The 22,879-nt window shown below is 70.6% G+C and carries 15 protein-coding genes; 2 read left to right on the top strand and 13 right to left on the bottom strand.

Annotation, left to right across the window (positions count from 1 at the left end; genetic code table 11):
- Nucleotides 1-6: 6 nt before the first annotated feature.
- From tagF to tssK, 4 genes are all read right to left on the bottom strand, one after another.
- A complete protein-coding gene (gene tagF / locus AC07OY_RS20710; RefSeq protein ID WP_495044506.1) occupies nucleotides 7-612 on the bottom strand; it encodes a type VI secretion system-associated protein TagF in 606 nt (201 codons plus the stop codon).
- Between the two features lie 142 nt (nucleotides 613-754).
- Nucleotides 755-4,300, bottom strand: a complete 3,546-nt coding sequence (tssM, locus tag AC07OY_RS20705) for a type VI secretion system membrane subunit TssM (RefSeq protein WP_495044505.1) — start codon at nucleotides 4,298-4,300, stop codon at nucleotides 755-757.
- Between the two features lie 2 nt (nucleotides 4,301-4,302).
- The gene (locus tag AC07OY_RS20700) at nucleotides 4,303-5,646 is read right to left on the bottom strand and encodes a DotU family type VI secretion system protein (RefSeq protein ID WP_495044504.1); all 1,344 of its coding nucleotides are present in this window, start codon (nucleotides 5,644-5,646) and stop codon (nucleotides 4,303-4,305) included.
- Nucleotides 5,647-5,685: 39 nt separating this feature from the next.
- The gene (tssK, locus tag AC07OY_RS20695; protein ID WP_495044503.1) at nucleotides 5,686-7,023 is read right to left on the bottom strand and encodes a type VI secretion system baseplate subunit TssK; all 1,338 of its coding nucleotides are present in this window, start codon (nucleotides 7,021-7,023) and stop codon (nucleotides 5,686-5,688) included.
- Between the two features lie 175 nt (nucleotides 7,024-7,198).
- Between tssK and AC07OY_RS20690 the strand changes: the two genes are divergently transcribed.
- Both AC07OY_RS20690 and AC07OY_RS20685 read left to right on the top strand, forming a co-directional pair.
- Nucleotides 7,199-7,765: an OmpA family protein gene (locus AC07OY_RS20690; RefSeq protein WP_495044502.1), complete on the top strand. Its 567-nt coding sequence runs from the start codon at nucleotides 7,199-7,201 to the stop codon at nucleotides 7,763-7,765.
- A 168-nt stretch (nucleotides 7,766-7,933) separates the two neighbouring features.
- Nucleotides 7,934-8,341 carry a DUF4280 domain-containing protein gene (locus AC07OY_RS20685; protein ID WP_495044501.1) on the top strand — a complete coding sequence of 136 codons (408 nt, stop codon included), beginning with the start codon at nucleotides 7,934-7,936 and terminating at the stop codon, nucleotides 8,339-8,341.
- A 64-nt stretch (nucleotides 8,342-8,405) separates the two neighbouring features.
- Here AC07OY_RS20685 and AC07OY_RS20680 read toward each other — a convergent pair whose 3' ends face one another.
- The 9 genes from AC07OY_RS20680 to tssF form a co-directional block, all read right to left on the bottom strand.
- Complete coding sequence (locus AC07OY_RS20680) at nucleotides 8,406-9,134, bottom strand: PP2C family protein-serine/threonine phosphatase (protein WP_495044500.1); 729 nt, start codon at nucleotides 9,132-9,134, stop codon at nucleotides 8,406-8,408.
- A 31-nt stretch (nucleotides 9,135-9,165) separates the two neighbouring features.
- Complete coding sequence (tagH, locus tag AC07OY_RS20675) at nucleotides 9,166-10,953, bottom strand: type VI secretion system-associated FHA domain protein TagH (RefSeq protein WP_495044499.1); 1,788 nt, start codon at nucleotides 10,951-10,953, stop codon at nucleotides 9,166-9,168.
- A 67-nt stretch (nucleotides 10,954-11,020) separates the two neighbouring features.
- The gene (locus AC07OY_RS20670; RefSeq protein ID WP_495044498.1) at nucleotides 11,021-11,839 is read right to left on the bottom strand and encodes a hypothetical protein; all 819 of its coding nucleotides are present in this window, start codon (nucleotides 11,837-11,839) and stop codon (nucleotides 11,021-11,023) included.
- Nucleotides 11,840-12,063: 224 nt separating this feature from the next.
- Nucleotides 12,064-13,824 carry a hypothetical protein gene (locus AC07OY_RS20665; protein ID WP_495044497.1) on the bottom strand — a complete coding sequence of 587 codons (1,761 nt, stop codon included), beginning with the start codon at nucleotides 13,822-13,824 and terminating at the stop codon, nucleotides 12,064-12,066.
- A gap of 4 nt (nucleotides 13,825-13,828) precedes the next feature.
- Nucleotides 13,829-14,368, bottom strand: a complete 540-nt coding sequence (locus AC07OY_RS20660) for a DUF4123 domain-containing protein (RefSeq protein ID WP_495044496.1) — start codon at nucleotides 14,366-14,368, stop codon at nucleotides 13,829-13,831.
- Nucleotides 14,369-14,373: 5 nt separating this feature from the next.
- Entirely contained in the window at nucleotides 14,374-17,079 is a 2,706-nt protein-coding gene (locus tag AC07OY_RS20655; protein ID WP_495044495.1) for a type VI secretion system Vgr family protein, read from the bottom strand.
- A 27-nt stretch (nucleotides 17,080-17,106) separates the two neighbouring features.
- The gene (gene tssH, locus AC07OY_RS20650) at nucleotides 17,107-19,776 is read right to left on the bottom strand and encodes a type VI secretion system ATPase TssH (protein ID WP_495044494.1); all 2,670 of its coding nucleotides are present in this window, start codon (nucleotides 19,774-19,776) and stop codon (nucleotides 17,107-17,109) included.
- A gap of 66 nt (nucleotides 19,777-19,842) precedes the next feature.
- Entirely contained in the window at nucleotides 19,843-20,919 is a 1,077-nt protein-coding gene (tssG, locus tag AC07OY_RS20645; protein ID WP_495044493.1) for a type VI secretion system baseplate subunit TssG, read from the bottom strand.
- Nucleotides 20,916-22,790, bottom strand: a complete 1,875-nt coding sequence (gene tssF, locus AC07OY_RS20640) for a type VI secretion system baseplate subunit TssF (RefSeq protein ID WP_495044492.1) — start codon at nucleotides 22,788-22,790, stop codon at nucleotides 20,916-20,918. Before tssF ends, tssG begins: the two co-directional genes overlap by 4 nt.
- Nucleotides 22,791-22,879 lie beyond the last annotated feature (89 nt).

Below are 22,879 nucleotides of genomic sequence, written 5' to 3'. Positions count from 1 at the left end.
GCGTCCTCAATCGGGTCTGAACAGGGCGGCGAAGGCCGCGCCTTGGGGGAGTGCGGGTTGCACGGTTGGGCCGGCGCCGGCGTGCAGCCACAGGCTGCAGCCCTGCAGGCCGTCCCAGGCGGCCTGGCTGAGCAAGGCGGCGAGAGCCGGTGGCAGGCCGGTGTCGGAGGCGGTGACGGGCGTGGGCGCATCGGCCAGCGCGGCGTCCAGGGTTTCGGCGCTCCAGTCGTCATGCAGGGCGTTGACGGCGATCTCCTCGATCTGGCCGGCCCACTGCCACAGCGCGGCCACCTGGGCGCCGTCGTTCGGCCGCTGCAGCGGCGGGCTGATGACGACGAGGGGGAAGTAGCGGCCCACGCGGTCCACCGAAGGGATCATCACGCCGACGCGCAGTGCATCGCCCGAGCCATCGGGCAAGGCGCCCGGCAGCAGCGCGAAGCGCCAGGCCGGGCTGGCCAGGTAGTCGTTCAGCCAGGTGTCGGGTGCGGCCTCGCGCAGCTGGTGCAGGCCGGCGGCCAGCCAGCCGTCCCATTGCGCGATCCACTCGGGTGTGAGCCGGCGCGACGCGAAATCACCGAGCGCCGGCAGCTTCCCGTACCACCCCGCGATCATGTGAGCCCCTCGTCCGACGAGTACGTCGACCGGTCCCCCGAGGGGACGCCGATGCTTGCCGGATCGACCAGCAAGCACATCGGCAGACGGGCCGGCTCGGGAGCGGCCCAGCGCTCGGCCCAGAAGACCGCCAGCGAGGTCATCACAAAGCCCCCGGGCAGCGGAACTGCTGCAGCTCGCGCAGGCGGAAGGGATTGAAGACGCTGCTGGCCGTCACCTCCAGGCGGGCGCGGTGGCCGTCCAGGTTCATGACGACGACGAAGCGCTCGGGCTGCTGCGGCGAACCCTGCACCTCGAAGCGGTCGAAGAGGCGGAACAGCGCCCAGGGGCCGTCGAAGGTGATGGGCGTGCCGCCGCCGGGCGCGGCGCTGAGCTTGATCTGCGAGGACAGGCGGGCGCCCGGCCATTGCAGGCTGACGGCCTGGTTGCTGCCGGCGGTGAACTTGCTGACCTGGCCGTCGATGTCCAGCGTCAACTCCTTCAGGCCATCGGCCAGCTCCAGCACGCGCACGTCGACGCGGAAGGCCGGCGACTTGCCGCCGCCGCGGAAGAAGACCTCGCGCACGCGGGTGGCGCGCTGGAAGTCGGCCAGTGCGGCGGGCGAGACCGGCTTGCTGCCGTCGCCCGTGGGCCGGAAGCTCCAGGGGTTGGTGCCGACATCGACCAGCGGGCTGAGCTTGCGCGTGAAGAAGTCGTCCATCATGCCGCCGGGGGCGAAGAACTGGCCGAAGTCCTCGGGCAGCACATCGACCTTGCTGCCCTGGGCGACCGGATAGCGGCCGGCGATGGCGCGCGAGCAGAACTCGCTGACGGGCTGCAGTTCGCCGGTCAGGCTCTGGCGCTCGACCAGGCGGCTCTGGTTGTCGGCCGCATCGGCCAGGGTCTCCAGCGCGCTGCGCAGGGGCTCGGGCTGCTGGCCGGCAGCGGCCTTGAGCTTGCCGCCGCCGCCACCCGCCGGCGGCGGCGACTTGCTCTTCAAGGCCTCCTGCACGGCGCTGAGCTGCACATAGACCTCGTTGAACATCTTCATCACCTCGTCCAGCGGCGGCGGCGTGCCGGTGACGAGGCGGCGCAGCGAGGCGAAGTGGTCGTCGACGATCTTCTCCAGCGGGCCGTCGCGCGAGATGGACGTCGGCGCCTTGGCCTGGTTGCCGGCCAGGCGGGCCAGCTCGCCGCCCTTGGCGAAGACGGCGTCGTCGGCGCGCTTGTTCAGCTCCTTGTCGAGAGTGTTGGCGTTGCTGACCGGATCGATCAGCGTCGTCTCGCGGGACGCGGCGCGCAGGAAGGCGGCCAGCGGCGAGTCGACCGCCGACACCAGGCGCGACACGGCGATGCCGCGGTCCAGGCCGTTGAGCTTCACCAGGCGCACGTCGGCCAGGTAGGCGTCCCAGACCTTGACGTACTCCTCCAGGTAGAGGCGGCGCACGCGCTCGACCAGGGTCCTGTCGGCCGCCTGGCGCTTGGCCGTGGCGGGGTTGGTGCCCAGCACCCAGGCTTCCTCCTCGGCCAGCTGCTTGGCGGTCTTGTCCACCGAGGTCTGGAAGGCCTTCTTGTAGCCGTCCTTGGTGAACATGCCCGGGATGCCCTGGGTCAGCGGCAGGCCGCTGGCGCGCACGAAGACATTGGGGCTTTGCGGGCCGGCGGCGGCGGCCACCGTGAAGGGCGGCAGGTCGCCGTCGATCTGGGCGCGGCGCAGGCGGCTGAAGATGCGGTACTCGAGCGGGTAGGCGCCCAGCATCTCGCGCACGCTGGACACCAGCGTCTTGTCCATGGGCTGGGCCACTTCGAAGCTGCCGCGCGACAGCAGGGCGTCGAGGTGGTTCTTCAACAGGGCCACCTTCTCGGCGCCGAGGCTGCCTTCGAGGTTGGCGTCCCAGTCCAGGCCCACCCAGGCCTGCAGGCCGGGCTTGTCCAGATGCTCGGGGGTGTAGAGCATCAGGTAGGCCTTCAGCGACTCGTAGGCGAACTCGAGGTTGTCGCGGTTGGCGGTGCGCAGCCTCTCCTCCAGCCGGGCCGCGACGCGTGGCGCCAGGCCGCGCTGCAGCAGGCGGTGGTAGGACACCTGGGCGCCGGCGTCGAGCTTGTCGCCCTGGAAAAGGCCGAAGCCCAGGGACAGCGGCGGCTCGTTCAGCGCGAAGCCGGGCGGCTGGGCCGCGTCGCGGATGGCGGCCAGGGCCTCGGGCAGGGCCGAGGGGTCGCTGCCGCTGGTCGGCGGCAGGGCCGCCACGGTGTCCTTCAAGGCGGGCAGCTTGGCTTCGATGTCGGCGATATAGCGCTTGTTGCCGAAATAGCTGAAGCCCCAGCCGACGCCCAGCGCGAGCGTGACGAGGCCGACGGTCGCCAGGCCCGCGAGGCGCAGGCGTGCGCTGCGCCGCTCGACCTGGGCGTTCTGGCCCACCAGGCCCTGCTCGAGGAAGATGACCTTGCGCAGCAGGTGGTTCAGGAAATAGCTGCGGCCCTTGGCCGCGGCCGGGGCGGTGAGGCGGCGCTCGACGCCGAAGGTGCGGGCCAGGGCGCCCAGCACGCGGTCGATGGGCGTGCCTTCCTGGGTGCCGCTGGTGAAGTAGACGCCGCGCAGGCGCGGTGCTTCGTCCAGCGCACCGCTGCCGCCGAAGACGGTTTCCAGATAGCCGCCCAGCAGGCCCTTCAAGCCGCCGAACTGCTGCGGGAAGGCGAAGATGGTGGCGCGCTTGAGCGTGTCGCTCTCGGCCTCCATGCGCTCGATGAGGCGCTCGCGCAGGCGCTTCTCCAGCGAGGCGAACTCGCCGCCGAAGTTGGCCAGCGTCTCCTCGCCCGGCTGGGTGGCCAGCGGGAAGGTGAAGCCGAAGACCTGGTCGCGCTCCTCCTTGCCCATGGGGCCGAAGGTTTCGTTGAAGCCGGCCAGCAGGTCGCACTTGGTGACCATCACATAGACCGGCACCTTGACGCCCAGGCGCTGCTGCAGCTCCTGCATGCGGCCGCGCATGCGCGAGGCCTGTTCCTTGCGCTGGTCGGGCGGCAGGGCCAGCAGGTCCTGCACGGAGATGGTCAGCAGCACGCCGTTGATGGGGCGGCGCGGGCGGGCCTTGCGCAGCAGGCCGAGGAAGGTGTCCCAGGCCGCCGCATCGGTGTCCTTGTCCGAGTCCTGCGTGGCGTAGCGGCCGGCGGTGTCGATGAGAACCGCCTCGTCGCTGAACCACCATTCGCAGTTGCGCGTGCCGCCGACGCCGCGCACGCTGGCCTGGCCGAGCTTCTCGGTCAGCGGGAAGTTGAGGCCGGCATTCAGCAGGGCCGTCGTCTTGCCCGAGCCGGGTGCGCCGACAAAGACATACCAGGGCAGGTCGTAGAGCGAGCTGCCGCCGAACAGGCCCTTCTTGGCGCCGGGCGCCTTCTTCAGCAGGTCGAGAGCCTGCGTGAAGCGCTCCTGCAGCACCGCCTCTTCCTTGGCCGAGGCGGACGGGCCCGAGCCCATGCCCTTGACGAGGGCGGCGTTGATGCGGCGGCGGCGCATCTGCGACCACACCAGGCGCAGCACGCCCAGCAGCCACAGGACGGCCAGGGCGATCCAGCGCGCCAGGCTGGTGTCCAGCGGCCGGTTCTCGCCAAAGGCGATCAGCGGGCCCACCCACCAGACCAGGGCCGACAGCACGAGGAGGACGAACACGCCGAGCGTGATCGGGTGGAACAGGAAGGACAGGATTTTTTTCATGATCAGCGGCCGTCCTGCACCATCAGGGTCACCTCGACGCGGCGGTTCTTCGCGCGGCCGGCGGGGGTGGCGTTGTCGGCCACGGCTTCGGCGTCCGCGCGGCCCTCGGCGCGCAGGCGTCCAATCTCGACGCGCTCGGCCAGCAGGTTGCGGAAGGCCTCGGCGCGGGACTGCGACAGATGCCAGTTGGACGGGAAGCGCAGCGAGCGGATGGGCTGGTTGTCGGTGTGGCCGGTGATCTGCACCTGGCCCTTCATGCGCTGCAGGGCTTCGCCGATGCGCAGCACCAGCGGGCGCAGTTCGGACGACACCTCGGCGCTGCCGGGGTTGAACAGGCCGTCGCCCTTGATGATGACGATGGAGCGGTCGGCGAGGTCGTTGACCTGCACGAGGCCGGCCTTGATGTCGTTGTCCAGCAGCCCGGCCAGGCGCGGCGCAGCGGGCGGCGGCGCGGGCGCGGCGACGGCGGCCGTCTTCACGTCATAGCCGCGCAGGGCCGTGAAGACCTCGTCCGACGCGCCATTGATGCTGAAGCGCAGCGCGATGTAGACGACCAGCAGCAGCAGGGCCATGGCCGCGGCGATGGCCCAGACCGGCAGCTTGTGGCGCAGTCCTGCCTCGCCGGGCTCGGCGCCCTGCCAACGCGGCGACAGGGCCGGGTCGGGGTTGCTGCCCTGCCTGAGCATCTGGGCCAGGCGGGCGCGCACGCCGTCGAGCTGGGCGCGGCCGTTGTCGACGACGCGGTAGCGGCCCTCGAAGCCGAAGGCCAGGCAGACGTAGAGCAGCTCCAGCAGGTTGCGGTTGGCCGGCACGTTCTCGGCCAGCTTGGCCATCAGCGCGAAGACCTTCTCGCCGCCCCAGGACTCGTTGTGGAACTGCACCAGCAGGCTCTGCGCCGCCCAGGCGCCCGACCCGCCCCAGGGCGTGCTGGCGGCGGACTCGTCGAGCAGGGTGCACAGGATGTAGCGGCCGGCGATGACCTGCTCATTGGGCAGGCCTTCCGCGCGCGCCTTGGCCTCGAAGGCACGGATGCCCTCGGCCAGGGCTTCCTTGAGCCCGGCGGGATTGGGATGCTGGGCGCTGTGGCGCACGCGCGGCGCGGCCGACAGCAGGGGCATGGCCGCGGCCACCAGCGGGTTCATGCTGGCCGTCGTCAGGGCTTCCAGCGCCATCGGCGCTTCCTTGCCCATCGGCGCTGCGGGCATGCCGGCTGGTGCCTGGCCCTGAGGGGCAGCCGGCCGCGCCGGCGGCTGGACGCCCGTCGCCGGCCGGCCCGCGCTGGGCTTGATGACGGTGCGGTCCTGCCCGAAGGCGGCAAAGGGATCGTCGTTGTTGGGATCGCTCATGAGGCGGACCGATCAAAAAGGGGTCGTCAGGCTCTGTGTTTAAGCACGGATGGCCCAGAACTCGAGCTCGAGTCCGGGGAACTCGCCGGCGATGTGCATGGCCAGGCCGCCCGAGGTCTCGAGCTGCTTCCACAGGTCGTTGCCCCGGGTCTCCAGCTCGAAGTAGTTGTGGCCCGCGTGATAGGGGATCTGGCGCGGCGCCACCGGCAGCGGGCGGAGCAGGACGCCGGGCAGCTGCAGGTTGACGAGGTCGCGGATGCGCTCGACCGGGCCGATCTTGACCTGGGTGGGGAAGCGGGCGCGCAGCGCGTCGCCGGGCAACTGGGCCGACACCGCCAGCACGAAGGTGGCCGTGCGCTGCAGGCCGACGTCGGGGATGAGGGCGACGCGCACGCCGTAGGCACGGTCCTGCAGCTCGATGGGGATGGCGGTCTGCTCCATCACCATGGACAGCGACTGGCGCAGGTCCTCGATGACGGGCCGGAAGGTGGCGGCCAGGTCGTCGTGCACATAGTCGGCATAGGCGCCCGGGCGGCGGCTGTCGCGGAAGGTGGCGAGATCGCCGGCCAGGCTCAGGCAGTCGCTGTACAGGCGCTCGGGGTGCAGCACCGACACCGCGCGCAGGTGGTTGAACAGGGCCTGGTTGCGGTTGACGGCTTCCAGCAGCAGGAAGTCCGAGATCTCGCCGACACCGCCGCGCCCCGGAGCGGCCAGGCGGGCCGCCAGGGCCTCGCCGCGCTGGTTCAGCAGGCCGCAGAGTTCGCGCACGTAGCCGTCCAGCACCGGGTGGGCCGGCGCATGCAGCAGCGGCGGCACATAGCCGGGGTCGAGCACGACGCGGTTGTCGGCGCGGCGCTCGACGACGCGGGCCACGCCCAGGCTCGCATAGCCCTCGCCGGCATCGCGCTGCAGCATCAGGCGCAGGTTCAGCCGCCCGATCTGCAGGGCGGCGTCGCGGTCGAGCTGGGAATTGCTGTCGCCGACATTGACCTCGGCCGTCGTGAAGCGCGGCCCCATGGCGCCGGCGGCCTGTTCGGCATCGGTCTCGACGACGCCGGGGCGCTGCAGCGTGACGGCCAGCACGACGATCTCGTTGCGGGCGTCGGCCGGGATGTCCAGGGCGGGCGGGGCGGCGTCGCCCCCGGGGGCGGAGAAGGCCGTGCCGTCGGGCAGCAGGCCCTGGGCGGCGGCCAGGCCGACCTTGCCCAGGGTCAGGGAGGCCTCGTCCAGGCTCAGGGCCGTGAAGCCCCAGGCATAGGCCACGGCCTGCTGCAGGCGTTGGCGCCACTGGTGCTCCCAGTGGCGGTCGTGCTGCTGGAAGTGCTGCGGCTGGAGGAACATGCCCTCCGTCCAGATCACTCGGTCACGCCAGGTCATGGATGGGATCGCCTTGATGGAGCAAAAGAAAACAGGGGGAAGCAGCCACGGCGGCCTGCGATCAGGCCATGAGTGACTGGCGGGCCGGCTTGGTTCCCCGCTCCTTCGGGAACCAATCGGCACCGGCGGTCACTCAGTCAGCGGTTCATCCTGTCTGACCCAACGAGTGCCCGTCATGAAGAAGTTTCGCCCCCTCCTGGTTCTTTCCTTGTGCGGTCTCACCCTGAGTGCCTCCGTGGCCGCCCAGACGCCGGAGATCCCTCCGGCTGCGGCCTCCGCCGCCGAGGCCGTCGACCTGGGCAAGACCGTGCCCACGGCGGATGCCATCAACGAAGGCCTGTTCCCTGACGACAAGTGCAAGGAACTGGAGGCTTCGGGCTTCAAGTGCATGGGTTTCAAGCCCGCCATCAAATACTCCCTGCCGGCCACCTCCTTCAAGGTCGGCTCGGCCGAGCTGCCGGCAACGCTGAAGAAGCAGCTGGACGTCTTCGCCGACGTGCTCAAGACCAAGAAGAACAGCGACCGCAAGGTGCGCGTCATTGGCCACGCCGATGCCTCGGGCACGCCCCAGGCCAACCAGGCCCTGTCCATCAAGCGGGCCGAGTCGGTGCGCAACTACCTGGTCGGCAAGGGTGCCGACCCGGCCCTGCTGGTGATCGAGGGTGTTGGCGCCAGCGAGCCCAAGAACCCCGCCAAGCCCAAGGCCGACGAAAATCGCCGCGTCGAGATCGGCAGGAAGTAATAGCCCCTCGCCCGGCCCCGCCTGCTGAACGCGGCGTGTCCGGTCGGTCCCCCGAGGGGACGGCGATGCTTGCGGCATTGAGCCGCAAGCGCATCGCCCAAGCGGGCCGGCTCGGAAGCGGCCCAGCGCTCGGCCCGAAATACGCGGGTGCCACCCAAGGAGAACGCGATGCCTCAACATGTCTGCAAGGGTGCGCAGCTGATGTGCACCTTCGGCTCCAAGCCCAGCGAATTGGGCGTGCTGCCGCTGAACAAGATGCAGACCAGCAGCCAGCCGGCGGCCAACATCATGGACAACAAGCCCATGGTGAACATCCAGCCCTTCGGGCCCTGCAAGAGCATGGCCAACCCCGCCGTCGCCTCCGCCACCGCCGCCGCCACGGCGGCAGCCCAGGGCGTGTTCACGCTGACGCCCATGCCCTGCGTGCCGGTCTTCCCCGCGCCGTGGGTGCCGGGCGCGCCGACGGTCATGCTGGCCAATATGCCGGTGCTGAACAACACCTCCAAGCTGATGTGCGCCTATGCCGGCGTCGTCAGCATCGTGTCGCCCGGCCAGATGACCGAAATGGTGCCCTGAGCGGGCGGGCACCCACAGAAAAGCCGCCCGAGGGCGGCTTCTCTGTTCCTGCGGGCTGTCGACCTTAATCAGGCCTGAGCCAGAGGGCCAGGCCGGTGAAGTTGTCGTGGTTGGGCTTGGACGCGGCGGCCAGGCGCACGCGCTGGCCGAGGTCGTTCAGCCAGGACTGGGGCTCGGGTGCGAAGGACAGGGCGACGGCGATCTCCTCGTCGGTGATCCATTCCCACAGCCCGTCGGTGCACAGCATCAGGGCCTCGCGGCCTTCCAGCGGCCAGGGCTCGGGGGCGACGCTGATGTGCAGGTCCTCGCCCTGTGTGCCCAGGGCCGAGTAGAGCTCGCTGCGCTTGGGATGCACGCGGGCGCCGGCCTCGTCGAGCATGCCGCCGTCGATCAGCGACTGCACCAGGCTGTGGTCGCGCGTGCGCTGGGCCAGCACGCCGTTGCGGAAAGCGTAGAAGCGCGAGTCGCCGCAGTGGCCCCACAGCGCGGTGCGCTCCTGCAGGTCGATGGACAGCACGACCACCGTGGAATGCATATTGCGCAGCTGCGGGTTGGCATTGCGCTGGGCCAGCAGCTCGCGGTTGGTGTCGACCAGCAGGGCTTCGAGTGCCTGCGGGTGGTGGGCGGGCAGGCTGGCATAGCCCTGCAGCACATGGCTGACGGCGAGCTTGGACGCGATGTCGCCGCCGCCATGGCCGCCCGCGCCATCGGCCAGCACGCAGCAGAGGTAGCGCTCGGAATGCCAGTGGCCGCAGGCGTCCTCGTTGTAGTCGCGGCCGCCTTGTTCCGACATCAATGCGAGCTCGATTTGCACAAGGCTCCTTCTATCGTTGTTCTGACTGCAGAGCGTCGAGCTGGGCTTCATAAGCGCGCAGGAACTCGCGCCCGAAGACCTGGTGGAAGTCGTCCGACAGTTCGCCGGCGATCTGCTGGTATTCCTGCTGGAAGACCGACCAGAGCTGGGCCTTGCGCGCCGCCGGCAGCAGGCTGGACAGCACCGACTTCTGCGTCAGCCGCGATTCCAGCTGGGCCGGGTCGAAGCGTTGCAGCAGGCCTTCCAGCGCGGCGCGCATGCCGGCCAGGAAGGCGAGCTGGTGGGCGCGCAGGTCATCGAAGGCATCGCGCATGGCCTGCTGGGGCGGGATGAAGCCGCGCACCGAGGGGCCCAGCAGATGGCCCAGCGCGACCTCGGCCGTCGGCGAGAACTTCAGCGGGTTGTTCTCCTTGGCGACGATCATGGTCGCCTCGGCGCGCACCTCGCGCTTGAGGGCCGCGCGGGCGACCAGCAGGTCCACCGTGCCGCGCGCCGATTCATGGATGAGCTGGCCCAGCAGGCGCATGAACTCGGGCGTCAGGCCGCTGGCGGGCAGGTTGGGAATTCCCAGGCCTTCGCGGAAGGCGGCGAGCAGTGCGGCCTGGTCGGCCGGCAGGGCCGCGGCTGCACTGGCGACCGGTGCCGCCGGCGCCTTCACGGGCGGCGGAGGCGGCGGCATCAGCGGCGCGGGCGCGGCTGCAACAGCAGCGATGGGCGGCGCGATGGTGGTCTGCGGCGGAGCCTCCGCTTTCTTGCCGGCGCGGATGATGGTGCGGCCTTCGCCGGCGCTGTCGTTCCAGGACACGACGGCCCCCGACAGCGTGCCCGACGGATCCAGCGCATTCAATGCAGCCATCGACGCGGCGGGCGGCCGCGGGCGCTGGCCCGTGGTCGTCGCGGAAGCGGGCGCGTTCGGAGGAATGAAGGGCCGGTTCAGCTCCGAGCTCGTGTCCGGCAGGGCCTGGCCGGCCGCGGCGGGCAGCATGCCCAGGGCCTGCATGGGGTCGGCATGGCCGGCCATATTGGGCTGGGCGACGGCGTCGCCGAGCAGGGACTGGGCCAGCGGGTTGTTGCTGGCCGGCGTCGGGGCGCCCAGGCCGAAGAGGGCGTCCAGGGAATCGCCGGCCGCGCCGCCGCGCGGGGCCGCGCCGGGCAGGTCGGGGATCAGCGGGGCGGGTGCGCCGGCGCCCAGGTCCAGGCCGAGGGCGCGAGCGCCGGCCGAGGCCTGGGGCGCTGCCGCCTGTTTGGGCGCGGCGACCGGCGCGAAGGGATCCCAGTCGGCCGGGATGCCGCCCATGGCCGCGGGCGGCGGCGGCGCGGCGACTGGGGGCGCCGGGACGCGCGGCGTGGCCGGGTTGGTGCCGCCGAACAGGCCCAGCGGGTCGGCGGCCCCGACGTCGCGTCGGATGCCGGGCTGGGTCAGGGCCGTGGCCGGCGCCATGCCGAAGAAGTCGGCGAAGGGGTCGGCGGCCGCGCCGCTGGCGCTGCCGGCCTCGACGACGAGGACATAGCCGCCGATCTGGATCTGGTCGCCGGGCTTGATGGCGGCCTCGCGGCCCTTGCCGAGCTGGATGCCGTTGACGCTGATGGCGTTGCTGCCCTGGTCGACGATGCCGTAGCCGCTGTGGGCGCGAAAGAGCACGCGGGCATGCACGCGCGAGATGGTGCGTTCGGGGTCGGGCAGCACCAGCTGGTTGGTGTCCGCGCGGCCGATGTCGCCGCCGAGTTCATCGAACTGGGCGGACAACGGCTGGCTCACGGGCATGCCGTTGTAGGTGGTGACATTGAGTCGAATCATGGAGAGTGATTCTCAGTGCGCCACGACCGGGCCGCGACCCCTGCAAAATGGGTGTTGGTGGAGGGGGTCATCTGAGCACATAGACCTTGCCTTCGATCAGCGTCAGGCGCAGGGGCCATGCGATATTGCCGAGGCTGGCGTCGTCGTTCTGGCTGCCGAGTATGGGGGCGCCCAGGGGGTTGAGGCATTCCAGCAGCCGGCCGCCGGCCGTCACGCGCAGCAGCAGGGCCTCGGCCGTGGGCGGCTGCAGCGTCGCCAGCAGGCCGGCCTGCCAGAGCTGCTGCACCTGCTCGCGCAACGCCGCGGCGCCCTGGCCGGCCGGGCGCTGGTAGGCCTGGTCGACCTCCTCGAGCTTGAGGCGGCAGGCGGCCAGCAGGCTGTCGGGGTTGCCGCGCGACAGGTCGAAGGCCAGGCGCTGCAGTGTGGCGAGGATGGTGGCGCGGTCCTGCGGGCCGGGATTGACGGCCGGGGCGTCCAGCCAGCGCCAGCGCGGGAAGCCGACGGGCAGTTCCAGGTCCTGGTGCTGGACGGTCGGGGCCTCGAAGCTGGCACCTTCCTCGACGGCCCAGGCGACCTCGGCCAGCACGCGCACGGCCTCGTCGGCCAGGCTCTTGCCCTGGCGCAGCAGCACGAGGCGGGCCCGGGCGTGGGCGGCGCGGGCGGCCACGCGCGGCTGTGCCGGCGCGTTGGGGGCGGCCACGGCCTGGGCGACGGGCGGCGGCGCGATGGCCAGCGTGATGCGGTTGCTGCCGTTCTGCAGGTATTCGTGCACCGTGATCGACTGGCTGCCCGCGCCGCCCGGCAGGGCGAGCACGGGCACGCCATTGACCAGCGCCTCGACGGGTTCGCCGCTGGTCTGGACGTGCAGGCACATGAGGCGGTCCATCAGTGCACCCTCCGCATTGCGGGCCGAGCGACGGGCCGCTCCCTAGCCGGCCCGCGTAGGGCGATGTGCTTGCCGGTCGATCCGGCAAGCATCGCCGTCCCCTCGGGGGCTGAGGCCGGACACGGTGCGCCCAGTGGGCGCGGCGTGCCTGCCGAAGAGCTGCGGCCCAAGCCGCAGCGCGGTCTGCAAGACCGGCCAAGTATTTCTTGGACGAGGGGCATCATTCAGCCGGCACTCCAATCGACCAGGGTAAGGGCGGGCAGCAGCTCGCGGCGCTGGCTCTGCGTGCTGCCATGCGGGTTCTGGCGCAGCAGCATGACGTTGACGGGCTCGATGGCCAGCCGATAGAACCACTGCTGGCCCTGGCCGTCGGGCCGGGCGCGCAGGCCGCATTCGCCCACCACCGCGCCGTGCAGCGATGCGTCCAGCGGGCCGGCCGACAGCAGGGCCGGGTCGCCATTGGCGATGGCGTCCACGCTCAGCGTGAAGGGATGGCGCCATGTGCACTTGGCCTGCTCCAGCCCCTGGCCTTCCGCCGCTGCGCCGCCGCGCTGGTCCAGCTTCATGCGCCATTCGGTCTGTCCTTGCGTGCGCATGCTGACGCGGGCGCGGCTGCCGGCCCATTCCAGTTCACCGGCAAAGCGCAGGTCCAGCATCAGCGCGGCGAAGTCGATGGCGCCCTGCAGGCGCATCAGGACGGCGCCGTCGTCGCCGTGCTGCCAGCCCCAGGTCAGGGCGGCCTTGCCGACCAGCGGGGCGGCGTCGCCTTCGAGGCGAGCGCTGCTGCCGGCCATCTGGCGGGCCCAGGCATTGAAGAGCTTCTCCAGCCCCTGGCGGGTTTGCGGCTGCAGGCCCTTCCAGTCCTTGAGCCAGGGCGGCACGGGCTGGTCCTCGCCCTCGGCTTCCAGCTGGCAGACGGTGCGCGTGGGGGGCGCCAGCGTGAGCTCGGCGTCGGGCCAGGACTGGGAGCTCAGGGCGCCATGGCGGATCTTCAGCAGGCGCTGCGTGGCGGCATGCACCTGCAGGCCGATGTCCAGGCTGCCCAGCGGCGCGCCCGCGTCGCGGATGCCGCAGCTGGCGATGGCCACACGCTGCACATCGGGCGGCTCGCCATGGGCAATGCCTGCCGGGCCGAGCTTGGGGTCGGGCGGCGGCGTCGCGGGGGCGTGCAGGGTCAGGCTGAGCCGGGCGGTGTCCGGTCCCCGCCATTGCAGCCGTCCGGCCGCGCTGTGGTGCACGACCTCGGCATGCCGCTTGGCATCGCAGGACGCCAGCTGCTGCACGACGAGCTGCAGGCGGGCGCTGGCGCCGGCGCCCACGGCGCGGCTCAGCAGGGGCAGCAGCAGGGGTTCCTGCGGCGGCGCGGTCAGCGTCAGCGGCTTGGGCGCCCAGGGCGGCAGGTCGACCCGTTCCCAGCGGTCTTCGACCGGCTGGTAGGCCTGCAGCGGCTTGGGCTCCAGCACGGCGAAGCTGACACTGCCGAGGTCGCAGGTCTTGGGCACGGGCGGCAGCGCCTGGTCGAGATAGATGGAGCGGCCGAGCAGCACCGTGCCCAGGCCGGCTTCCACGGCGCCGAGGGCCTGGTCGAAGGCGGCGGGCGTGAGGGCCTGGGTGGCCGGGCCGGCCTTGGCATGGCGGCGCACCAGGTCCGCGCGCGAGCGCTGGCTCAGCTGGTACAGCTTGAGGCTGGCGCTGAGCACGGGATCGGCGCAGATGCTCGCGGCCCATTCAAAGCCGGCCCTGGCCTCGAAGCCCGAGCCCCACAGGCAGCACAGGCTGGCATAGCGCGCCTGTTCGGCGGCCTGTTTCAGGCCCAGTTGCAGGGCGCGTTGCAGCGCGGCCTCGACGAAGGCCGGCCAGCGCTCCTGCAGGCGCTCGGCCACCGCCGGCCAGGCCTGGCCCAGCAGCTGGACGAGGGAGGCGGCGTCGCGGCGCGCCTGCAGGCGGTCGACGAGTTCCAGTTGCTGCGCGGTCAGGTTCAGCATGGGCTCAGCTCGGCAGGACGGCGCGTTCATCGCGCTGCAGCAGGCCGTCGGCCTGGGACCACCAGACCCAGGCGCGGGGCGTGAGGCTGACCACGGACTGGCCGGCGGCGAAAAAGAGGTCGCGCTGGTCGGGGCTGCAACTGGGCAGCAGGAGCTCCAGCAACTCGGGGTCCCACCAGCTCCAGGGCCGGCGGCCGCCGCTGGGCAGGCGCACCTCGGCGAGGTCGCGCGCGAGTTCGCGCATGGCCAGCAGGGGACGGGTGGAGCGCATCAGCACGCCCCAGCCGCTGAAGGCCGCGGTGGCTTCGTCGATGAGCCAGCGCAGCAGGGCGCTGTCGCGGCCCAGCTCGACGATATAGGTCGCCTGCGCCGCCTGCGCGGGGGACAGGGCACCGCGGCGCAGGCAGTCCCAGTCGGCCTTGGCTTGCGCCAGGCGCGCCGGCAGGTCCGGCACCACGCGGCCGTCGATGACGGCATGCACCCGGGCACCGTCCATGGCCCACAGGGCCGCCTCGAGTTGGGTCAGGCTGAAAGCGACGCTCATGCGTGTCAGAGGTCGTCCAGCTTGTCTGCGGCCTGGCCTGCGGCGTCCTTCGCAGCGTCGGCGCCCTGCTCGGCGACCTTGGGCAGTTCTTCCTGGACCCAGTCCTGCGCGACGTCGATCGCCTGCTCGACGTGCGCATCGGCCGAACCCCCGGCCGCCGTCGCGGTCTCGACGACGTCCTGCACATCGTCCAGGACCTTGCCGAACTCGTTGTCGGGGTCGTCAAGCTCCTCTTGAATGGCGGTCGCGGCCATGCCGCCGGCCGCGGCACCGGCGGCCGCGGCAGCGCCGGCGAGGGCGGCCGCCGCTGCCACCTTCAGGGCGGCGGCCTTGGCGGCGGCGGCGTTGGCGGCCTTCAAGGCGGCTGCCTCGGCGGCCTTCTTGGCGGCCTCCAATGCCGAGGTGTCGGGCGCGGCGATGTCGGCAGCCGCCGGCACGCCGGCCGTCTCCTGAGCGGGCACCAGCGGATCGGCGAGCAGCTTCTCGTAGTCCTCGGCCTTGGCGGGCTGGAGCTCCTCCTGGAACAGGGCCTCGGCGACTTCCTTGGGCTCCGCGGCCGCGGCCGATTCCGCCGCGCCTGCCGAGCCACCGCCGCCGCCGCAGTTCACCTTGACCAGCGGGCCGTCGATGGTGACGCCGGCCGGGCCGAGCGTGATGACGGAAGAGCCGCAGACGATCTTGATGCCCATCGAGGCCTCGAGCACGATCTCAGTGCCGGCCTTGGCCTTGATGTTGAGGCCCTGCATCAACACGTCGGCGGCGGACTTCAGCGACACCTTGCCGGTCGCCTCGCCGACGAGGTTGCCGGTGGACTTGAGGTTGATCTTGCCGTCGCTCTGCACGTTGACGTCGCCGCCGGACTTGAGCGCGGTCTTGCCCGTCACGGCGATGCCGGCGTCGGCCCCGACCTTGAGGCCGTAGTCCTTGGTCAGCATGACCTGCCACGTGGCGCCGCCGGTGGTGAAGATGTCGCCGGCGACTTTGGTGTGCTGGTCCTTGCCGAACTCGTGCATCACGTCCTTGGTGACGTTGACGTACCAGTTCTCGCCGATGACTTCCTTGCGCGTGAGCTTGACCTTCTTGGTCTCGTTCATCTCCAGGTGGTCGAAGGTGTCGCCCTTGACGCGGCGGTAGCTGTCCTTCTGGGCCTGGAAATAGACATGCTCCTTGTCCTTGGCATCGCAGAAGCGCAGTTCGTTGTGCGCGTCGGCGGCGCCGCCCTTGGTGGAGTGGCTGATCCAGGTGGCCACGTCCGCGTGGTCGGGCAGGTCGTAGGGCGGCGGATTGGCGTCGTTGTGCACCGAGCCCGTCACCAGCGGGCGATCCGGGTCGCCGCCGATGAAGCTGACCACCACCTCATGGCCCACGCGCGGCAGCATCCACAGACCCATCTTCTTGCCCGCCCAGGGCGTGGCCACGCGCACCCAGCAGGAGCTGTTCGCGTCCTTCTTGCCCTTGCGGTCCCAGGGGAACTGGATCTTGATGCGGCCGTGGACGTCGGTTTCGATCTCGTTGCCGGAGGCGCCCACCACGATGGCGACCTGCGGCCCGTACATGCGCGGGCGCGGCGTGCTGCGCTGGGGCCGGAACAGGCCGAACTTGGCATTCAGCGCCTCGACGCTGCCGACGAAGCCGTTGCGGTTGCGCTTGATGGTGCTGAGGTCGGCGATGGCCTCATGGTCACCGTACTCGGCATGGAACTCGCAGGCGACGATGAGGTATTCGGCGTTGTCGCTGGGCAGGGGCGCATCCTCGAGCTTGAAGATGGCGCCGCAGGTCATGTGGTGGGCGTTGCATTCGCCGGAATGCAGCTGGTACATCGACTGCGCCGCCTCGATGAGGCGCTTGGCGGCGGCCTTGGCGGCCGCGGACGACGGCTGGCTGGCATCGACGGCCTGGTTGAGCACCGCCTTGGCGGGGAACTCGTAGATCTCGCCGATCTCGCCGCTGGCGACGCCGGAGCCCGAGGCGGTGGCCTCGATCTCGGTTTCCGAGGCAAGGTAGTCGTAGTCGCGCACCACGGCCTTGGCCGCGCGGGCCTCTTCCATCGCATGCCAGTCGGTCATGCGGTCCTGGCCGTCGAACTTGTTCGACCAGCCCACCGTCTTCACGGTCTCGGTCGGCGGCGGATAGTGCTTGCCCATGGCGTCGACCAGCACCAGGGTGTGGCCGCCTTCCGCGTGCTCGAAGAAGTAGTAGATGCCGTGGTCCTCGAGCAGGCGGCTGACGAAGTCGAAGTCGCTTTCCTCGTACTGGACGCAGTACTCCAGCTTGGGCAGGTCGGTGTTGGCCAGCTTCCATTTGCTGTCGCCCTTGTAGGGCTCCAGCACCGCGGTGACGATCTCCTTGACCGTCTTCTTCTGGAACACGCGCGAGTTCTTGCCGCGGGTGGCGAACCACAGCCAAGGCCGCAGCAGCAGGGTGTAGGCGTCGTAGCGCCCGTGGCGCTCGCCGCGGATGGCCCGGATCACCTGGCCGTTGATGTAGCGCTTGGTGCCCAGCTCGTCCAGCGTCACCTTGGCCAGCGTGCCGATCAGGTCGTGCAGGTCGATGAACTCACGGCCGGTGAGGACGGAGGCGTTGCCGACCACCTCGATGGTGTATTCCGGCAGGGTGCTCAGGCGCTCCCGGCCATCGACGCTCAGCGCCAGGAACTTCGGCGGACCCAAGCCCTTGTCGAGCTCCGTCTTGATCGACAGCACATTGCTCATGCCCGCGACTCCTCATGCATGGTGGTGTCAGTCGAAGGCATAGCTGAAGTCGCCGTCGGCCACGCCCAGGCTGACCTTCTGCAGCGGCTGGCCCGAGGCCGTGCGCGACAGGTACTCGATGGACACCTTGGGCAGCACCGTGTTGGTCAGGATGGCATCGATGATGCGGCCGCCGCTCTCCGCGTTGTTGCAGCGCTTGACGATGAGCTCCACGGCCGCGTCGCTGTACTCGAAGGGGATGCGGTGGTTTTCGGCCACGCGCTTGACGATGCGGCCCAGCTGCAGGCGCACGATCTTCGCCAGCATCTCGTCGCTCAGCGGGTAGTAGGGAATCGTCACGATGCGGCCCAGCAGCGCGGGCGGGAAGACCTTCTGCAGCGGCTCGGTGAGCGCCGTCGCCAACGACTCGGGGTCGGGCAGCAGCTCGGGGTCGCGGCACATGTTCATGATCAGCTCGGAACCCACATTGCTGGTCAGCAGGATGATGGTGTTCTTGAAGTCGATCAGCCGGCCTTCGCCGTCCTCCATCCAGCCCTTGTCGAAGACCTGGAAGAACAGCTCGTGCACGTCGGGGTGGGCCTTCTCCACCTCGTCCAGCAGCACGACGCTGTAGGGGCGGCGGCGCACGGCCTCGGTCAGCACGCCGCCTTCGCCGTAGCCAACATAGCCCGGAGGCGCGCCCTTGAGCGTGGAGACGGTGTGCGACTCCTGGTACTCGCTCATGTTGATGGTGATGACGTTCTGCTCGCCGCCGTAGAGCGACTCGGCCAGGGCCAGGGCCGTCTCGGTCTTGCCGACGCCCGAGGTGCCGCACAGCATGAAGACGCCGATGGGCTTGTTGGGGTTGTCCAGCTTGGCGCGCGAGGTCTGGATGCGGCGCGCGATCATGTCCAGGCCATGCTGCTGGCCGATGACGCGCTGGCCCAGCGTGGCGCCCAGGCGCAGCACCGCCTCCAGTTCGTTCTTGACCATGCGGCCGACGGGGATGCCGGTCCAGTCGGCGACGACGCTGGCCACGGCCTGAGCGTCGACGGAGGGTAGGATCAGCGGGGCGTCGCCCTGCAGTTCGCTGAGCTTGGCCTGCGCGGCATGCATCTCGGCGAGCAGCGCATCGCGGTCGGGGCTGCCCCCGGCGTCGGCCGGTTGGCCGTCGCCGCGCAGCTTGGCGCGCAGCTCCAGGATCTTGGCAACGACGTCCTTTTCCTGCGTCCAGCGCGCTTCGAGTTCACCCAGGCGGGTGCGTTCGGCGGCCAGCTTTTCTTCCACAAGGGTGCCGCGGTCACCGATGTGCACGCCCACCTGGGCCTCGCGGCCGATGATGCCCTGCTCGATCTCCAGCGACTCGATGCGCCGCTTGCAGTCCTCGACCTCGGCCGGCATGGCGTGCTGGCTGACCGCGACGCGGGCGCAGGCGGTGTCCAGCAGGCTGACGGCCTTGTCGGGCAGCTGGCGGGCCGGGATGTAGCGGTGCGACAGCTTGACGGCGGCTTCGATGGCCTCGTCCAGCAGCTGGATCTGGTGGTGCTTTTCCAGCACGGTGGCCACGCCGCGCAGCATCAGGATGGCCTTCTTCTCGTCGGGCTCCTCGACCTGCACGGTCTGGAAGCGGCGGGTCAGGGCCGGGTCCTTCTCGATGTATTTCTTGTACTCGGCCCAGGTCGTTGCGCCGACCGTGCGCAGGTTGCCGCGCGCCAGCGCCGGCTTCAGCAGATTGGCCGCGTCGCCGGTGCCGGCCGCGCCGCCCGCGCCGACGAGGGTGTGGATCTCGTCGATGAACAGGATGATGGGCTTGGGGCTGCCCTGCACCTCGTCGATGACCTGGCGCAGGCGCTGTTCGAACTCGCCCTTCATGGAGGCGCCGGCCTGCAGCAGGCCGATGTCCAGCGACAGCAGTGAGACATCCTTCATGTTGGGCGGTACGTCGCCGCGCGCCAGGCGCAGCGCGAAGCCTTCGACGACGGCCGTCTTGCCCACGCCGGCCTCGCCGGTCAGCAGCGGGTTGTTCTGGCGGCGGCGCATCAGGATGTCGACGAGCTGCCGGATCTCGTCGTCGCGGCCGGTGATCGGGTCGATCTCGCCGTTGCGCGCCTTCTCGGTCAGGTCGACGGTGAACTTCTTCAGCGCCTCCTGGCGGCCCATGGCGGCCGGCGCCATGGCGCCTTCGGCCTGGCCGGGCTGGCCCGAACTGAGGGCGCTGCCGTCGGTGGCGCCGAGGCCGGCCTCGCCGGTCTTGCCGATGAGGCTTTGCAGCTTGTCGGCCAGGTCGTCGGCCTTGATCTTCTCGAACTGGCGCGAGATGCCGAACAGCGCTTCGCGCAGCGAGCGCGTGGAAAGCAGTGCGACCAGCAGGTGGCCGGAGCGCACCTGGGCGTCGCCGTACATCAGCGTGGCATAGACCCAGGCCTGCTGGATGGCGTGGGTGATGTGCTCGGAGAAGTCGCTGATGGCCGTGGAGCCGCGCGGCAGGCGGTCCAGGGCCGTCGTCACGTCGCGCGCCAGGGCCGCGGCGTCCAGCCCGTAGTGGCGCACGATGGCGCTCACGTCGGACTCGTTGTTCTCCAGCAGCTGGGTGACCCAGTGCACCAGCTCCACATAAGGGTTGCCCCTGAGCTTGCAGAAGACGGTGGCGCCTTCGATGGATTTGTAGGCGAGCGGATTGAGTTTTCCGAACAGGGCTTGGCGGCTGATATCGGTCATAAGGATCTCCTCAGTGCTTGGTGGACGGCGAGGCCGTTCAGTTCCACCCCCGGGGGAATCCAGATGTCAATCGAGGTGGGCGGGCGCCAGCGAGGGCTTCAAGGGCGTGCGGCAGATGCTCTCGACGTTCATGATGAGCTGGTCGGCGCGGGTGCGCGGCCGCCGGCTGTTGAGCCAGGCGCTGCGGCCCAGCTGGCCGATGCCGGGCTGGCGGCCCAGCGACCAGGCCGGCACCTCGGCGGGCTTGAGCCGCAGCTGCACGTCCCAGGCGAACTCGAAGCCGACGAACTGCCTGACCATGGCCTGCAGGGCTTCGAGCCGCTGGCCCTGGGGCAGGAAGGACTCGAAATCCGCCCATTTCAGCGGGCCGATGACGATGCGGAACTTGTGCTGCACGTCCCAGACCTGGCTGCCCAGCAGCGCGCCTTGGCCCAGGGCCATGCCGGGGCTGGCGTGGCGGCCGACCCGGGTGCGCTCGTCGGGGTCCAGTGCCATCCAGTGGCCGCAGAACTGCTGCACCTGCACCGGCACGCCGAAGCGCAGCGCGATCCAGGACTGCAGCCCGTCGGCGTCGCGCACCGAGCGGGCCAGGCGGCCGACGAAGAAGAGCTTGGCGAAGTCGCCCGACGCGTCGCGCTCGCGCTGCGAGGCTTCGGCCAGGCCGATCAGCGCGCCGACATGGCGCACGATGGGCGCCTCCCGGCCCCTGTCCATGCTGACGACCGGGTTGGCGCGTGCCCAGGACCGGTAGAACAGCAGGCCGAAGCGATGCAGCAGCATGTCGACGAAGGCCGCGAAGCTGCGGTCGCCATGGTGCATCTGGCGCTCGCGCGCGTACTCGGTCAGGTGGGTGGGCAGGGCGCCATTCGGCCCGAACAGGCCGATGACGCGCTGCACCAGGCGCGGCGCGCCGTGGGGGTTGGCCTCGAGCCGGGAGATCGGCCCGGGCGGAAAGTCCAGGGCCGGCTCGCCGCTGAAGCGGATGGGCTCATCCCCCGGGCGCAGCGCGTCGCCCAGCCGCGGCTTGGTGGCGTGGGCCGCTTCGATGCGGCGCAGGGCCTGGAAGAGGTCGAAGCGGCCCGGGCGCTCGGCCAGCGCCTGCAGCAGGGCCGCGGCTTCGTCGGCTTCAGGCGCTTGTTTCACAGCAGTGCGCGGGACCCGCTCAAAGGGGCCCAGCGCTTGAGGTCGCCGCGCGTGCGCGACACCAGCAGGGTCTGCACAAAGCTGTTCATGGACGCGTGGCGGCTGAAGTAGTGGTGCAGCACCTGGCCGAGCAAGGCCGCGCTGCCGCCCTCGAAGGACAGTTCGTCCACGGTGAGCTGCACCTCCATGCCGCGGCCGAAGGCGATGGGCCCCGGCGCCGGGTGGCGGCGCACGACCGGGATCACGCGCACGTCGCGCAAGCCCTCGATCTGGCGCTGCAGGGCCGGCGCGGCGCCCTGCGCGAACACGCCCACCAGTTCACGCAGGGCCAGGGCGCCGCGCTGCGGGTCTTCGTTCATCAGCGACAGATAGTTCAGCGACAGCAACGAAAGCAGCCGCCAGGCCAGCGCGCCCTCGCGCGCCGCGCTGATCGGGCGTGACGGCCCGGCGACGATGCTGATGCCCTGGACCGGCGCGCGCGTCTCCAGTGTCAGCGCCGATTCGCCGCCGCCGGTGGGCATGAAGAGCGGCAGGTCGCGGTTGGTGCAGCGGATCTGGGCCGCCAGCTGGCGCAGCTCGCGGCGGTAGGGCGCGCGCTGCAGGTCCACCAGCGACAGGAAGACCTCGGAGCCGACATAGGCCGAGCGTGGTCCCTCGCGCTTGCCCTTTTCGCTGACGAGGCGGGGCTCGCGCTGGCAGCTGAAGAAACCGGCGGCGCCGGCCGGGTCGGCATGCGGGACGTCGAAGAGGGGCAGGAAGTTCAGCTCGTCGGTGTCGCCGGAGAAGCCGGTGACCGCGGCGACGTCGAAGACCTCGAAATCCGTGCCCGCCAGGCGGTCGGGGATGACCTGGAAGGCGGTCGTGCTGTCGTCCACCGTGATGCGCTCGGCGCGGCGTTCGAAGAGATTGACCGCCGGCACGCAGTTGAGGGCGAAGTTGGCGGGCTCGCCGCTGCCTTCCATGGACGGGTCATGCCGGTCGAACAGGAAGACCAGCTCGAAGCTGTTGCCTGGCGCGCGCGCGAAGGCCTGGGCTAGGCCGGCCACGTCGACGAACAGGAAGCGCTGCGGGAAGGCGAAGTACTCCTGCATCAGCCGCGTGCCGGACAGGCCGCGCAGCGTGACGGGCAGCATGGCCTCGTCGTCGGCCAGGCCGACCGGGCGCACATGGTTGGGCCCGAGGAAGGTGCGCTGGGGCGGCGCCGATGCGCTGCCGCCGGCGCTGGCCAGCACGCCGACACAGCGGCAGGTCAGCAGCTCGTGCAGCTTGAGGGCGACGTCCTGCAGCCCGCCCATGAAGAAGCGCAGGCTGTTCAGCGGCAGCTGCGCGAAGCGCATGCCGGTGGGCAGTTCCAGCTTGACCCGCACGCCGCTCTTGGGGCGGTCGCGCAGCGGCAGGCTGCTCAGCGGGATGTCGGTGGCGCTGAGGAAATACTCGACCTGGGCGACCTTGATGGGCGTCAGCGTGACCGGCTGGGCGGTGCGGAACTCGCAACGCGTCGGCCCCAAGGCCGTGCGCGGCCCCATCAGCGCGCTGCCGCGCGGCAGCGTGAAGCCGGACAGCAGGTTGGGATCGTTGCCCGGCGTCAGCTGGGCCACCAGCATGGAAGGCAGCGGTGCGCCGAGGTTGGGGCTGACCATGTCCAGCAGGCGCTGGGCGAGCTGGGGGAACTCGGCGTCCTGCTTGAGCTGCACGCGCGCGGCCAGGAAGGCCGCGCCTTCGAGCAGGCGCTCGACATAGGGGTCGGCCACTTCCAGGCCTTCCATGCCCAGGCGGCCGGCGATCTTGGGGAATTCGCGCGCGAACTCGCCGCCCATCTCGCGGAGGTAGCGCAGTTCCTGGTTGTAGTAGCGAAGGAGGCGGGGATCCATGTCAGCTGATGGTATTCGGGCCGAGCGACGGGCCGCTCCCTAGCCGGCCCGCTTTGGCGATGTGCTTGCCGGTCGAACCGGCAAGCATC

The organism is Roseateles sp. GW821-FHT09H10 (assembly GCF_059415865.1).
The sequence above is the reverse complement of the archived record's forward strand: the minus strand, read 5'-3'. Positions and strand labels throughout refer to the sequence as shown.

Coding starts and splice junctions, on each gene's coding strand:
- AC07OY_RS20680 (WP_495044500.1), bottom strand. CDS start 9,134: ATGTCGGAACAAGGCGGCCGCGACTACAACGAGGACGCCTGCGGCCAC.
- AC07OY_RS20660 (WP_495044496.1), bottom strand. CDS start 14,368: ATGAGCGTCGCTTTCAGCCTGACCCAACTCGAGGCGGCCCTGTGGGCC.
- AC07OY_RS20670 (WP_495044498.1), bottom strand. CDS start 11,839: ATGGACCGCCTCATGTGCCTGCACGTCCAGACCAGCGGCGAACCCGTC.
- AC07OY_RS20700 (WP_495044504.1), bottom strand. CDS start 5,646: ATGAGCGATCCCAACAACGACGATCCCTTTGCCGCCTTCGGGCAGGAC.
- tagF (WP_495044506.1), bottom strand. CDS start 612: ATGATCGCGGGGTGGTACGGGAAGCTGCCGGCGCTCGGTGATTTCGCG.
- AC07OY_RS20690 (WP_495044502.1), top strand. CDS start 7,199: ATGAAGAAGTTTCGCCCCCTCCTGGTTCTTTCCTTGTGCGGTCTCACC.
- tssH (WP_495044494.1), bottom strand. CDS start 19,776: ATGACCGATATCAGCCGCCAAGCCCTGTTCGGAAAACTCAATCCGCTC.
- AC07OY_RS20665 (WP_495044497.1), bottom strand. CDS start 13,824: ATGCTGAACCTGACCGCGCAGCAACTGGAACTCGTCGACCGCCTGCAG.
- tssF (WP_495044492.1), bottom strand. CDS start 22,790: ATGGATCCCCGCCTCCTTCGCTACTACAACCAGGAACTGCGCTACCTC.
- tssM (WP_495044505.1), bottom strand. CDS start 4,300: ATGAAAAAAATCCTGTCCTTCCTGTTCCACCCGATCACGCTCGGCGTG.
- AC07OY_RS20685 (WP_495044501.1), top strand. CDS start 7,934: ATGCCTCAACATGTCTGCAAGGGTGCGCAGCTGATGTGCACCTTCGGC.
- AC07OY_RS20655 (WP_495044495.1), bottom strand. CDS start 17,079: ATGAGCAATGTGCTGTCGATCAAGACGGAGCTCGACAAGGGCTTGGGT.
- tagH (WP_495044499.1), bottom strand. CDS start 10,953: ATGATTCGACTCAATGTCACCACCTACAACGGCATGCCCGTGAGCCAG.
- tssK (WP_495044503.1), bottom strand. CDS start 7,023: ATGACCTGGCGTGACCGAGTGATCTGGACGGAGGGCATGTTCCTCCAG.